At 61.1% G+C, this 11879-nt stretch carries 16 protein-coding genes; 7 read left to right on the top strand and 9 right to left on the bottom strand.

Annotation, left to right across the window (positions count from 1 at the left end; all coding sequences use genetic code 11):
• Positions 1-64 precede the first annotated feature (64 nt).
• On the top strand, positions 65-307 hold the full coding sequence (locus NKI50_RS00700; RefSeq protein WP_023720771.1) for a hypothetical protein: 243 nt from the start codon (positions 65-67) through the stop codon (positions 305-307).
• Here the strand turns inward: NKI50_RS00700 and NKI50_RS00695 are convergent.
• Both NKI50_RS00695 and NKI50_RS00690 read right to left on the bottom strand, forming a co-directional pair.
• Positions 304-1032, bottom strand: coding sequence for a hypothetical protein (locus NKI50_RS00695; protein ID WP_023720772.1), 729 nt, complete (start codon positions 1030-1032; stop codon positions 304-306). The genes NKI50_RS00700 and NKI50_RS00695 overlap by 4 nt on opposite strands.
• A 7-nt stretch (positions 1033-1039) precedes the next feature.
• Positions 1040-2152, bottom strand: coding sequence for an endonuclease/exonuclease/phosphatase family protein (locus NKI50_RS00690; RefSeq protein WP_352715062.1), 1113 nt, complete (start codon positions 2150-2152; stop codon positions 1040-1042).
• A gap of 187 nt (positions 2153-2339) precedes the next feature.
• On the opposite strand from NKI50_RS00690, the gene NKI50_RS00685 reads away from it, so the two are divergent.
• Positions 2340-2927, top strand: coding sequence for a BA14K family protein (locus NKI50_RS00685; protein WP_352483023.1), 588 nt, complete (start codon positions 2340-2342; stop codon positions 2925-2927).
• Between the two features lie 175 nt (positions 2928-3102).
• Complete coding sequence (locus NKI50_RS00680) at positions 3103-3387, top strand: PilZ domain-containing protein (protein WP_352639671.1); 285 nt, start codon at positions 3103-3105, stop codon at positions 3385-3387.
• 11 nt (positions 3388-3398) lie between these two features.
• Here the strand turns inward: NKI50_RS00680 and NKI50_RS00675 are convergent, their stop codons facing one another.
• The 5 genes from NKI50_RS00675 to NKI50_RS00655 all read right to left on the bottom strand — a co-directional run bounded on the left by NKI50_RS00675 (position 3399) and on the right by NKI50_RS00655 (position 7944).
• A complete protein-coding gene (locus NKI50_RS00675) occupies positions 3399-4022 on the bottom strand; it encodes a hypothetical protein (RefSeq protein WP_352639672.1) in 624 nt (207 codons plus the stop codon).
• On the bottom strand, positions 4015-4536 hold the full coding sequence (locus NKI50_RS00670; protein ID WP_352590038.1) for a hypothetical protein: 522 nt from the start codon (positions 4534-4536) through the stop codon (positions 4015-4017). The genes NKI50_RS00675 and NKI50_RS00670 overlap by 8 nt, the downstream gene beginning before the upstream one ends.
• Positions 4537-5031: 495 nt before the next feature.
• Positions 5032-6009, bottom strand: a complete 978-nt coding sequence (locus tag NKI50_RS00665) for a DUF3592 domain-containing protein (RefSeq protein WP_352639674.1) — start codon at positions 6007-6009, stop codon at positions 5032-5034.
• Between the two features lie 238 nt (positions 6010-6247).
• Complete coding sequence (gene ilvC, locus NKI50_RS00660; RefSeq protein ID WP_352639676.1) at positions 6248-7267, bottom strand: ketol-acid reductoisomerase; 1020 nt, start codon at positions 7265-7267, stop codon at positions 6248-6250.
• A gap of 23 nt (positions 7268-7290) precedes the next feature.
• Positions 7291-7944 carry a TetR/AcrR family transcriptional regulator gene (locus NKI50_RS00655; protein ID WP_352639678.1) on the bottom strand — a complete coding sequence of 218 codons (654 nt, stop codon included), beginning with the start codon at positions 7942-7944 and terminating at the stop codon, positions 7291-7293.
• Between the two features lie 156 nt (positions 7945-8100).
• On the opposite strand from NKI50_RS00655, the gene NKI50_RS00650 reads away from it, so the two are divergent.
• Entirely contained in the window at positions 8101-8529 is a 429-nt protein-coding gene (locus NKI50_RS00650; protein WP_352639680.1) for an anthrone oxygenase family protein, read from the top strand.
• A 37-nt stretch (positions 8530-8566) separates the two neighbouring features.
• Here the strand turns inward: NKI50_RS00650 and NKI50_RS00645 are convergent, their stop codons facing one another.
• A complete protein-coding gene (locus tag NKI50_RS00645; RefSeq protein ID WP_352495188.1) occupies positions 8567-9019 on the bottom strand; it encodes a MarR family winged helix-turn-helix transcriptional regulator in 453 nt (150 codons plus the stop codon).
• 100 nt (positions 9020-9119) lie between these two features.
• Here NKI50_RS00645 and NKI50_RS00640 point away from each other — a divergent pair, with 100 nt between their 5' ends.
• Together NKI50_RS00640 and NKI50_RS00635 are read left to right on the top strand one after the other, a co-directional pair.
• Positions 9120-9425, top strand: coding sequence for a Rieske (2Fe-2S) protein (locus NKI50_RS00640; RefSeq protein WP_352495187.1), 306 nt, complete (start codon positions 9120-9122; stop codon positions 9423-9425).
• A gap of 1 nt (position 9426) precedes the next feature.
• The gene (locus NKI50_RS00635; RefSeq protein WP_352639681.1) at positions 9427-10152 is read left to right on the top strand and encodes a glutathione S-transferase family protein; all 726 of its coding nucleotides are present in this window, start codon (positions 9427-9429) and stop codon (positions 10150-10152) included.
• 256 nt (positions 10153-10408) lie between these two features.
• On the opposite strand, the gene NKI50_RS00630 is transcribed toward NKI50_RS00635, so the two are convergent.
• On the bottom strand, positions 10409-10819 hold the full coding sequence (locus NKI50_RS00630; RefSeq protein WP_023720786.1) for a winged helix-turn-helix transcriptional regulator: 411 nt from the start codon (positions 10817-10819) through the stop codon (positions 10409-10411).
• A gap of 136 nt (positions 10820-10955) precedes the next feature.
• On the opposite strand from NKI50_RS00630, the gene NKI50_RS00625 reads away from it, so the two are divergent.
• Positions 10956-11846, top strand: a complete 891-nt coding sequence (locus tag NKI50_RS00625) for an SDR family oxidoreductase (protein WP_352589614.1) — start codon at positions 10956-10958, stop codon at positions 11844-11846.
• Positions 11847-11879 lie beyond the last annotated feature (33 nt).

Below are 11879 nucleotides of genomic sequence, written 5' to 3'. Positions count from 1 at the left end.
TGCCCTTGTCGCAGCACATTCTGCAATGATAACAATGCTGTTGGGGACTAAGGGGGAACAATGGATGAGCAAGAAAGCGCGACTGGCTCTGGCGATTGTGATCGTCGAAGCCGCCTTGGCAGGGCTTTGGTGGAATTTGATCCTTTATGGGATGGAGAATCCCGATCGCGTCACCGCTGACTTCCAGCAGGTAATTGGGCAGACGATGGGAACGGCGATGGGGGCGCTCCTGGGTCTCGGCGTGCTGTTGTATTTTGTCGCCGCCCGCAACGACCGCAAGGCTATTGAAGGCAGGCTACGACGTTAGAGTCGGAAGCCTTGCTCGCTCGCAAAGTGCCATTCGATCAGCGGTCTCATATGCGGCATCAGCCCGTCCGGCAGATCGGCGGCATTGCGGATGATGACGGGGCCTTCGATTTCAGGCTCTGACTCGGCGGCGACGAAAGCGCTGATCCGCTGTGCCAGGTCGTCGGCGGAGGCCGTCTCGCGGTAGCGGCGAAAGATCACCGTGCCGCTTGCCGTCGACAGGGCGTAATGGTGCCTGCCGCGTGCCGCACCTGATAGGTCGAGGCCGGTCTCTTCCCGCACCTCGCGGATCATGTTGAAGTCGACGTCGACAAGGCCGTCGTGGAAATCGGTTGGCTCGAACGAACCGGCGGCGAAGTAGACGCGCCCGGCATTGACCGTATGCGGCGCCATGCGGATCGCCACCAACGCGTTGTCGCCGGCGACCAGCATGGCGTGCGCGTAGGCATGTTCGGCGCCAGGCACCTGCCTATTGCTGCGCCAAAGCATGAAGGTCGAATAACGCACCGCATGGCAGCGGCCGACGAGGCGATTGTCGCGATAGCTGAGAGCGGAAAGCAGCACCACGGTGCCGTCAAAAAGCGCCGGCTTGGCTGCGGTCTCACGCCGCCAGTTTGCGGCGATCGCCTCGGCATTATCGCGCTCGAACGGATGTGGGCCGGGATCGAGCCTGACGTCGATGGCATCGACCGGCAGGATGACGTTGCGCGGCAGGTCGAAACTCACGCGTGTCTCACGCCATGTCGAGGGCAATTGCTACCGGGCAATGGTCGGATGCCTTAGGCCGGTCCCACCCGGCGCGTGGAAAGCGCTCGACCTCCTGGCCCGCCGGAAATATGGTCCGCCAGGGCTGGCCGTTGCGGATGATATCGGGAACGGCGGTGGCGTTCTGCCTGGCTAGCGCCCTCGACAAAAGGATGTAGTCGAGCTGGCAGAGATGCCGCTCTTCCCGTCCGCGCGTGTGATAGAAAGTCCAGCGATCCATTTCCGGCCGCCGCTCGACCGCGTTTTCGCAAAAACCGCCGGCAGTGAGCACGTCGATGCAGGACCGGGTCTCGTCGATGACCTCGAAGCGATAGCCGTCGACGGCATCGCCGGTAATCTTCACGCGCTGCCGGTAGTCGTTCATGTCGCCGCAGATTGCCCAGCGTTTGTCGGCGGCATGGTCCTTGCCGAAGCGCTCCTCAATGATCCGCCGCACCGCTTGCGCCTCGGCGATGCGCAGCGGCATTGTTGCTTCACGGCCGTCGAGGCCGTTGCGGGGAGAGCCCATCGACTTGAAATGCACGAGATAGAGTGTCAACGGCGCGCCAGCCACCGTCAGATCGATTTCCAGGCAGTCGCGCCGGAAGATGCGTTCATTGGCCTGATGTCCAAGCGCTGCCAATTCCGCCGTGTGCAGCCCGAATTGCTCGAACGTGACATAGGCGTAGCTGGTCATACGCACGAATTCGATCGGCTGGCCCTGCGCGGTCTCGTTGCGCATCATCACGGCGACGTCAATGCCGCGCGAATCATTGCCGGCGGTGGTGTATTTCTGCCGGTAGCCTTGCCCCACCATCTTGAACAGATAGCCATATTCGAAGGCCCTCAGCGCCTCGATATTGTCGACCTCCTGCATGCAGATGATGTCGGCGCGGGTGGCCGCGATCGCCAGTGCCGTCAACTGCCGCGTGTCGTCAGACTGCGCGATCGCCCGCGCCTGCTCGAGCATCTTGTATTCGGCCTCGCTCTGGATGTCGAAAAGCGCCAGCGTGCGATCTTCGTTGAGCTGATTGCGGTATCCGGAATAATCAAACCTGTTCATCAGGTTTTCGACGTTGAATGTGGCAAGGCGCAGCGACATGGCTTTGACCTTTGCCCGCAAGCGCGCTCGAAAACAAGGGCGTAGAACCCAGGCGGCCCCGATTGACCGCGCGCTCGTCATGGTTGATGGAACCTTTTTTGTTCATCCTCCGTTCAGATGGAAAGTTCCATGAATGGGCTCTTCCCTGGGTATTCTGGGCGTGGGGCCTGAATCTTAGGAGAGTGCGATGAAACCGCTCTTTTTATCTTCCGTCAGATCCGGGCTGATGGCCCTCGGTCTGATAGCCGGCCTCTCGGCCCCCTCGCTTGCCGGGCCGATGCCCAAACCCCTGCTGCCGGTGGCGGGCAATGCCGCCGACATCGTGCAAATTCGTGAAGATTGGGCAGGCGGCAACGACAGGCAGATCTGGCGTTGGCGCCATCGCGGCTTTCGGCAATGGCACGGCGACAATGATTGGAGATGGCGGTCCAACAATTTCCGCGGCCGTCATTTTTCGAGACACTGGGACAATGGCGGCTGGGACGACAGCTGGCGTAGGCGCCATCATCGCCGCCATTACCGTGGCGGCTACTATGATGATGGTGGTGCGGGCGCCGCGATTCTTGGCTTGGGCCTGGGGCTCGGCCTTGGCAGCCTGTACAACAACTACAACTACTACGACGCGCCGCCACCGCGGCGCTATTACCGGACACAGCGGCTGTCCAGCGCGCATGTCCAATGGTGTTACAATCGCTACCGGTCGTACCGCGCCTGGGACAACACGTTCCAGCCCTACAACGGCCCGCGCCAGCAATGCTATTCGCCCTATAGCTGAGCAGGCCGACAACAAGCATCATTCGGCGCCGTGCTTCGCGGCGCCTTTTTCTTTCAGCCAGGAATCGCGAAAATCGTCCAGCCTCCACCAGCGATAACGCTATTTTTATCAGCCAGGTCTAATAATCCTCCCGATCAGAACGCCCGAGACGCGAAAGATCGCTGGATTGCGTACGATGGCCGAGGACGAACAGAGGGACAAACGCCGGCAGCGCGTCTTGAAGGGCGCGGCGATCCTGACCGGCATGACCAACTCCGAGGTCACATGCACGCTGCGCAACATGCATGCCGGCGGTGCCGAATTGAAGGTCTCGATCGACGCGCGCGTGCCCGATGAGTTCCTGCTCTACGTTCCAACCTACGGCATTGCCTACAAGGCGGAGGTCCGCTGGCGCCGCGAGGACCGAATTGGGGTGATGTTCACCGGCACCGAACCAAAGCCCAGCTGGCACTACGGTTGAGGTTCCCGGCCCTATCCGGGTGGCAGGACTTGCAGTGTCTGCTCGTCAAACAGCGGCTCCTCCTGGCCAACGCGAATGAACAGAAGCTTTCGCAGCTCGGGTGATTGTACCTCGAAATACTGAATGCCGTCCGGGGCTTCGCCCCATTCGCCGCATGGCGGTTCGCCGACCTCGTCAGGGTCTGCAACGGCTTTCAATTCACTGAGATAAACGGCATCGGGACTGAAGACATACCGCAGGGTGCCCGTGGGCGTGACCCCTTCGGTGTAAGGCATGAGCACGCCACGTGTGCTGACAGCCTTCTCGGTCTTCTGCGAGTATATTCGCTGCAACGCGGCGCCAGCGGCCTCGCCCGGCAGCATATTGAAGACTTCGACGACGGGATCGGCCGGCCCGCCATCGCTGTATTTGATGGCAAGAGCATTGCCGCCAAGCTCGAAATGGATCTGGCGGAATCCGAAATCGCAGCGCTGTACCCAGGCAGCCAGCCCGACATCTCTGTCCGCCAGCCGTTCCCAGGTGCATTTGTCGACAGGCGGACGCGACGGCTTGCTTTGGTCGGCACGCGCCCCGATGGCCATAGCCAGAAGGACCGGCAGGGCGCAGATGCAGGCCGGCAGTCTCTTGCTATTCATCGCTGCAACCCGTCAAGGTAAAGGCATCCCAGGCTGAACCATCGGGGTTGGCTTTGGCGAAATCGGGCCATTCGGTAAAAATCGCGCCAAAGTCAGGCAGCAGCAACCCTGTTGGTGCCGGCGAGGCTTCGAGGGAGCTCAACTGCTCGGCACCGCCTGCGTTGAACGCATAGACCTGCCCATCCCACACTCTGCACAGCCCGGTGCCGTCCTCGAGACCCGCCTCACGATCGTCGTCGTTGCAGGTGTGCCGAATCGTCCCCACAGGAAACGAGTACTTGCCATTGGTCCAGGTGATGTCCGATGGCAGACGAATGGGGGTATTGGGCACGATCAGCGAAAAGACCTCTGTCGTCAGCGCGGCCGGTTCGCGGTCGATGGGCCGGAACTGTATCGTCGCTCCCGAACGCGGCTCGCGATAGGTCGCGTGGCTGAGCGAACATTCTGTCGCGTTCGCTGCTTGCAACAGGCTCAGCATGCTCAGAAAAATAGCTGCTGCTTTGCGGATGATCATTTGAGTCCCTGGAGCAGCAGCATTGTGAAGTTTAAGCATCGATGCTTTAGCATGACCCGAGGCCCGGTCGAAAGAAAGAAATCGATGATGCGAAATCTCTTGATGCTCATTTCGATCTTAACATTTTCGTGCGGCAGCGCCTTTGCCACGGAACCCTATGTGGGCACATGGTCCGGGGACAGATCGAACTGTACCGCCGTCGCGGATGTTCAACGCCAGACTGTTTACACATTGTACCCTGAGGCACTGTCGGTTCCTGCTTTCGGCTGCGAACACGCAACGTTTCGCAAGATATCCACGGGCTGGGTGGCGCGGGCCAGCCAATGCTACGGTTCTGATCCCACGATCGAAGAGCCGTTCTCGCGTCTCGTCCATATCGTTGGCAATGGCACGACGGTGAGATTGACCTGGCCTGGCTTCGACAGCGGAGTTCTTGTCAGATGCTGACGACAGGTGCCTTCTTCCGCTGGATATGCAGCATCTAGAACAGCAGCTTCAGATTACGCCTACCAGAAGCGCGGCTCCACCAAGGAAGCCAGCGGCGCAGATCCACAGTAGCCAAAGCCCACGCACCCTGCATTCGAGAACGGCTGCAGCCGGATTGGCGGGATCGTAGTAGACCTCGACCTTGTCGCCCTCGAGGTAGCGCTGTGATTGACCGCTGACGAGGCTCGGCAGCGACGCCGTCACGTTTGCGCCGAAAGCGATGCGATCGGCGGCGTAGCGCTGGCCGGCAACGCTATAGCTGTAGACGATGCGGGATTTGAAAACTGTGTGCCAAGGCCGATAGCCGCCTCCGGACCTGTCGCGGGTCTCGAATTTCTGCAGGCCCGAGGCGTCGATGCGTCCTGCCGTGATGGGCCATTTGGCCGCCTGTTCCGCAAGTGACTTCTGGGCAAAGCCCATGCGCAGGACAAACAATCCCATGAAAAGCAGCAGGGCCGCGGCGCCGAGGTTCTGCGGCTTGGGCAAAAACGGCCGGATCGCTTCCAGGACGCCGCCAACGGAGAAGACCAATACCAGCGCGCCGACCACCAACCCGGCCGAAAGCTGGACCATGAATTTGAAGGAACCGTCGGGCATGGTGCGTTCGATCACGGCCTTGGCTGGATCGGCCGGATTGTAGAAGACGGTTACGCCGGCCCCGTTTGGAAATTTCGCAAGGGTTTCCGCCACCGCAAAGTTTCCAAGGTTCTCCTGCACGCTGTAGTGCGAACTGCGAAACTTCTTGCCGTTCACCTTGTATTCGAAGGTGATCGCCGGGAAGTTGCGCATCTCGGTCGACCCTCTGCTGTCCGAACCGGATCCCGAACTGGTCACCTCGCGAGCCTCGACCCGCGACGAGATGATCTTTCCCTGCGTCGGAGACCAGCGGCTGACCGCCCTCACCTCCCACCACTTCAGCAAGGTGACGAGGGACAGCATGCCGGCAACCGCGCAGGCAAACCCGACCAACAGAAATTTGAGTTCCAACGCTCACCCCCTTGGCCATTTTGTGCCATGCCCTGCACACGCATACCACGACAGCGGGAATAGCGCGCCTGCTGAGAAATCAACGCAAAAAGGCCGGCGGATCGCTCCGCCGGCTTTCTTGATCGACAATGAAATTGCGATCAGTTCTTGGCCTTGTCGACCAGCTTGTTCTTGGAAATTCCCACGCGCCCGCAGGGCGAAGCCCGAGGACGCGTAACGAAACGAACGTGGATTTCCTTCAGTTCTTGGCCTTGTCGACCAGCTTGTTCTTGGAAATCCACGGCATCATCGCGCGCAGCTTGGCGCCGACTTCCTCGATCTGGTGGCTGTCGTTGTTGCGGCGGATGCCCTTGAAGCGCGACATGCCGGCGCGGTATTCCTGCATCCATTCCGAGGTGAACTTGCCAGTCTGGATGTCCTTGAGCACGCGCTTCATCTCGGCCTTGGTCTCGGCGGTGATGATGCGCGGACCCGAGACGTATTCGCCCCATTCGGCGGTGTTCGAGATCGAATAGTTCATGTTGGCGATGCCGCCTTCATAGATCAGGTCGACGATTAGCTTGACCTCGTGCAGGCACTCGAAATAGGCCATTTCCGGCGCATAGCCCGCTTCCACCAGTGTCTCGAAACCGGCGCGGATCAACTCGACCAGACCGCCGCACAACACCACCTGCTCGCCGAACAGGTCGGTCTCGCACTCCTCGCGGAAATTGGTCTCGATGATGCCCGAACGGCCACCGCCGACGCCGCAGGCGTAGGAGAGCGCCAAATCGAGCGCATTGCCCGAAGCGTCCTGGTTGACCGCGACCAGGCACGGCACGCCGCCGCCCTTCTGGTATTCGCCGCGCACCGTGTGGCCCGGGCCCTTTGGCGCGATCATGACGACGTCGACCGAGGCTTTTGGCTCGATCAGGCCAAAATGCACGTTGAGGCCGTGGGCGAAGGCGATCGCCGCGCCGTCGCGGATGTTCGGCGCGACCTCTGATCTGTAGATGTCGGCCTGCAGCTCGTCGGGCGTCGCCATCATCATCAGGTCGGCCCATTTGGCGGCATCGGCCACACTCATCACCTTGAGCCCGTCGGCCTCGACCTTCTTCGCGGTCGCCGAGCCGGCCTTGAGGCCAATGGCGATATCCTTGACGCCGGAATCCTTGAGGTTGAGCGCATGCGCCCTGCCCTGGCTGCCATAGCCGATGATGGCAACCTTCTTGCCTTTGATCAGGTTGAGATCGGCGTCGCGATCGTAATAGACACGCATTTTTCTTCCTTCCCGTTTTGAATTCAGAGGCCCTGCGGCCCGGTTTTTGCCCCGTAAAGAGCGAGAAACTGCTGCGTCGCCCGGACGGCATCGCCGCCGATCGCCGCATCAGTCAATTCCAGCCGGTCGCCGAGCAGCAGGCGGATCTGCACGTCGCGGGCGACCAGCCCGAAAAAGGTGCGGAAAGCCATCTCAGCCTCGGAAAACTCGAGGAAACCAGCTTCCTTGCCTGCCTCCAGCACCGGCTTCAGCCGCCTGGCCAGCGCGAAGCGGCCGTTCTCCAGCACGATGGCGCCGAGATCGTCCTTCCCCGAACTAGCATGGCCGACCGCCACCCGGTTCAGCGCGATCGAGGTGTCGCTCGAAATTACCCTGAGCCAGTCCGAAGCGAAGCGTTCGAGGCTCGCCGTCAGCGAGGCAAGATCGAGTCCCTTGCGGTCGACCGGCACTACCCGCACCTTGGACGCCTGCCATTGCACCGTTGCCGTCAACAGCCCGTCGCGATCGCCGAACCATTTGTAGAGCGTCTCCTTCGAGCAGCTCGCCCGCCGCGCCACGGCGGTCATGGTCAACTGATCGCCCTCTTCGACCAGCAGGCGAAGGGCGGCGTCGAGCACGGCCTTCTGCCGCTCCGTCAGCGTCTCGCTGGTGTCGATGTCGGTCACAGCGTGCAACACAGTCTTTCCTCAGGAGGCGAACTCACCCGCAGTTCAGATATGAACTCGACAGCGTACCGTACGTTACGGTTCGGCTTTATGGCGTATTGCCCGACCCGGCGCAAGCCTTTATTTCTGTAGCTTGCTCCATGCGGGGCATTACGGGAGACACGGATCATGCTCGCCGGATTGCTTGCCTTGACCGTTGCCGCTGTGTTTGCAGGCGCGGCTATCTACGTCAGCGTCGCCGAACAGCCGGCGCGGCTTCGCCTCGATGACAAAGCATTGCTGCAGGAATGGCAGCCTTTCTACAAGCGCGGCGCCGCCATGCAGGCCTCGATCGCCGTCATCGCCTGTATTCTGGGCCTCGTCGCGTGGTGGCAGACCGGCAATCTCGCTTATCTGGCCGGCGCCGTGCTGATCATCCTGCCTTGGCCATGGACGCTGCTGGTGATGATGCCGGCAAATCGGCTGCTGGAGGTGATGGACGCTAACACCGTCAATCCTGAGGCTCGGACAATGATCGTCAAATGGGGCAATCTGCATCTGGTCCGCGTCGGGCTTGGGGTTCTGGCGACATTGGCATTCCTTTGGGGCAGTGCCTGACCTCGCAGATCCGCGCCATCTTCGGCACGAAGGCGTGTCACGCCAGGGCGGGCGGATCTCGCAGGCGCCCAAGCAGAGCCGACAGCGTGTCCAGATCATCGTTGGAAAGCTGGGAGCCGACCAACTCCGATATCGAGCGGCCGTAGACGACCCACATGCGGCGGCGCGTCTCGCGCCCCTTGCCGGTGATGCGGATGGTTTGCCCGCGGCCGTCATCGGCAACTGGAAGCTTCTCGACCTGCCCGTCGGCTTCGAGCCGCGCCAGCAGCCGCGAGATGTTGTATTGCGCAAACAGGGTGCGCTCGGTGAGTTGGAACGGCCGCAATCCGCCCTCGCCCGCCTCGGCAAGCTCATGCAGCACGTCGTACCAGGCAAGCGGCGGCAGGCCACTGTCCTTCAGCGCGTCCTCGGCACTTTCCAACAACTGGCGCGAAACCCGCATCAGGCGGGCCCAGGCTTTGATTGCTGGAGGTGAAGGAATCCCGGTCATGATTACATCGTAGGCGATAGATGCAACTGCATCAAGCTTGACGATCGATGCAAATGCATCTATATAGATGCAATCGCATCAATCATGAAAGGCAATTCCGATGAAGCATGAAATCTGCAGGATCGCCGACATTCCGGAAACAGGCAGCCTGATCGCTCCGTTTTTCGGCCGCGAGGTCCATGTCTACCGCAGCGGCGAGCGTATCCGCGCCGCCGCCAACGTCTGCCTGCACTTCGGTGGCCCGCTCGACTGCAAGGACGGCAAGCTCGTCTGCCAATGGCACGGCGCCTCGTTCGACATGGCGAACGGTGATCGCCTCGAAGGCCCAGCGCCGAAGGGCTCCCGCCTGATGTTCCTCTCCACCCGCGTCGAGAACGGCGCCTTGAACTATGTCTGGGGAGAGTGAGATGACCGACAAGCTCATCCTCGTCAGCCACCATCTTTGTCCCTATGTGCAGCGCGCGGCGATTTCGCTTCGCGAAAAGGGCGTGCCGTTCGAGCGCATCGCCGTCGATCTCGCCAACAAGCCTGCCTGGTTCAAGGCGATATCGCCGCTCGGCAAGGTGCCGCTGCTTCGCGTTGAGCATGACGGCCAGGAAACGGTGATCTTCGAATCGCTCGTCATCCTCGAATTCCTCGAGGAAACCCAGCCCAATCCGCTGCATCCCACCGATCCCTATGCCCGTGCCCGACATCGCGCCTGGATCGAGTTTGGCTCGGCAATCCTCAATGCCATCGGCCGCTTCTATTCAGCGCCTACGGAAGCCGCGTTGCTCGCCGAAAGCGAGGCGCTATCGGCGATGTTCGATCGCCTGGAAGTGGAACTGGCGAATGGCGCGGTTGGGCCGTGGTTCGCCGGTGAGCGCTTTTCACTGGTCGACGCGGTCTACGGGCCGATTTTCCGCTATTTCGACGTCTTCGACCGGATCGGCGATTTCGGCATCCTGGACGGAAAGCCGCATGTCCAGGTGTGGCGCGAGGCGTTGCGCAAACGCCCATCCGTGAAGGACGCGGTCGCTCCCGATTATCCGCAACGCCTCCATACATTCCTACAGGCGAAGGGCTCGCACTTTTCGGAAATCATCCGCCGAAACGATCCGGCCACCGGGCTTCCGCAAGCCCGATCGGCTTGAATGGATTGATCACAGTGCCTGTAATCATCGAGGCAAGGATATTCGTTTCCGGCGGAATGCTTGCCACTGGCCACCAGCCTGTCGCGGACGCAAGCCTTCAGCGCAGTATCGATACGTCCGTTCCGATGAGCGCGTAACTGATCGCCGCGCCGGCAATCGCGATGTCCAGAGAATTGCCCATTTGCCCGAACCCGACCCAGGCCGGACAATCCTTCAACGTTGTCGCTAAATCAAGCCGCTGTCTCGGCCTTGAGACTCAGCCTTCGGCAGCATCGAAAACCTTCCGCGCCTCGCGTACAGCGCCGTGATTGAGCTCGGCCCATTGGATCAGCTGGTGCAAGGGTCCAAACATCGAGCGCCCGAGATCGGTGAGGCTGTATTCAACGCTCGGCGGTTTGGTCGGAAAAACCTCGCGATGCACATAGCCGTCGCGCTGCAGATCGTGCAGCGTCTGGGTGAGCATGCGCTGTGAAATATCGGGCACGAGGCGCCGCAACTCGCCAAAGCGGTACGGCTTCTCGGCCAAGGCCTCCATCAGCAGCGAACTCCATTTGTTGCTTATGCCCTGGATCACGTCGCGAACCGGGCAATCCGCAAGGTTTCCGCCACCGCTGCCTGCTTTGTAGATCTCGAGCTTCGATCTCAGATTGACGATCTTGCCGTCCATGGCTGGTTCCCTGGCTGTGCCTACCTCCCGCAAAACTGCCTTCTTTACGAGGATGGGTCAATTCCTATTTTAGTGCTGGTCTCTTTTTGAGACTAACATATGCACCCGCCGCTCCGGCGCAACGTCAGGACCTTTCATGACCGACACCCTTCTCGTCACCGGCGCCTCCGGCCAGCTTGGCCGCGGCGTCATCAATCATCTGCTTGACACGCTCAAGGTCTCCCCTCAGCGCATCATCGCCGCTACCCGCAATCCGGAAAATCTGGCCGATCTGGCAGCCCGAGGCGTCACCATCAGGACGGTCGACTTCGACGACACCGCATCGTTGGCCAGTGCATTTACCGGCGCCGACAGGGTTCTGATCATTTCGACAAACGAGCTCGCCATTCCGGGCAAGCGCCTGAAGCAACATGAGACCGCGGTCGCCGCCGCAAAAAGCGCGGGTGTTTCGCATCTGCTCTACACATCGATGCCCAATCCGGAGCCAGGATCGCCGGTGCTGTTTGCGCCCGATCACCACGGCACCGAGCAGGCGATCAAGGCGAGCGGTATCCCCTCCACCATCTTCCGCAACGGCTGGTATCAGGAGAACCTGTTCCTGGCGCTGCCGCACGCCATCGCCTCTGGGCAGTGGTACACGTCCGCTGGAGACGGCCGCATTGCCCACGGCGCGCGCGACGATATGGCTGCCGCGATTGCCGCCGGCCTCGCTTCGAGCGCAACCGAAAGCACGACATACACGCTGACCGGCCCCAAGGCCCACACGATGGCCGAGATTGCAGCCCTCGTCACCGAGGTCACCGGCAAGCCGATCGACGTTGTCCAGCTTTCGGATGAAGCGCTGACCGAGGGATTGAAGGCAGCCGGCGTTCCCGAAGCTTTTGCGCCCGTGATCGTTTCCTTCGATACCAACACCCGCTCCGGCCGGATCGGCATGGTGACCGACGCGGTCGAGACTCTGTCCGGCAGGAAGCCGCAGCCGCTGAAGGAATTTCTTGAAGCAAACAAGGCGGCTCTGGTGAACTGAGCCTCACAAATGGCCGTGCCCTTCGAAGGGCAT

The sequence above is a fragment of the Mesorhizobium sp. M0563 genome (genome assembly GCF_040321065.1).
In the GTDB taxonomy this organism is placed as follows: Bacteria; Pseudomonadota; Alphaproteobacteria; order Rhizobiales; family Rhizobiaceae; genus Mesorhizobium.
Note: the sequence above shows the minus strand (reverse complement) of the source record. Positions and strands in the feature narration are given on the sequence as shown.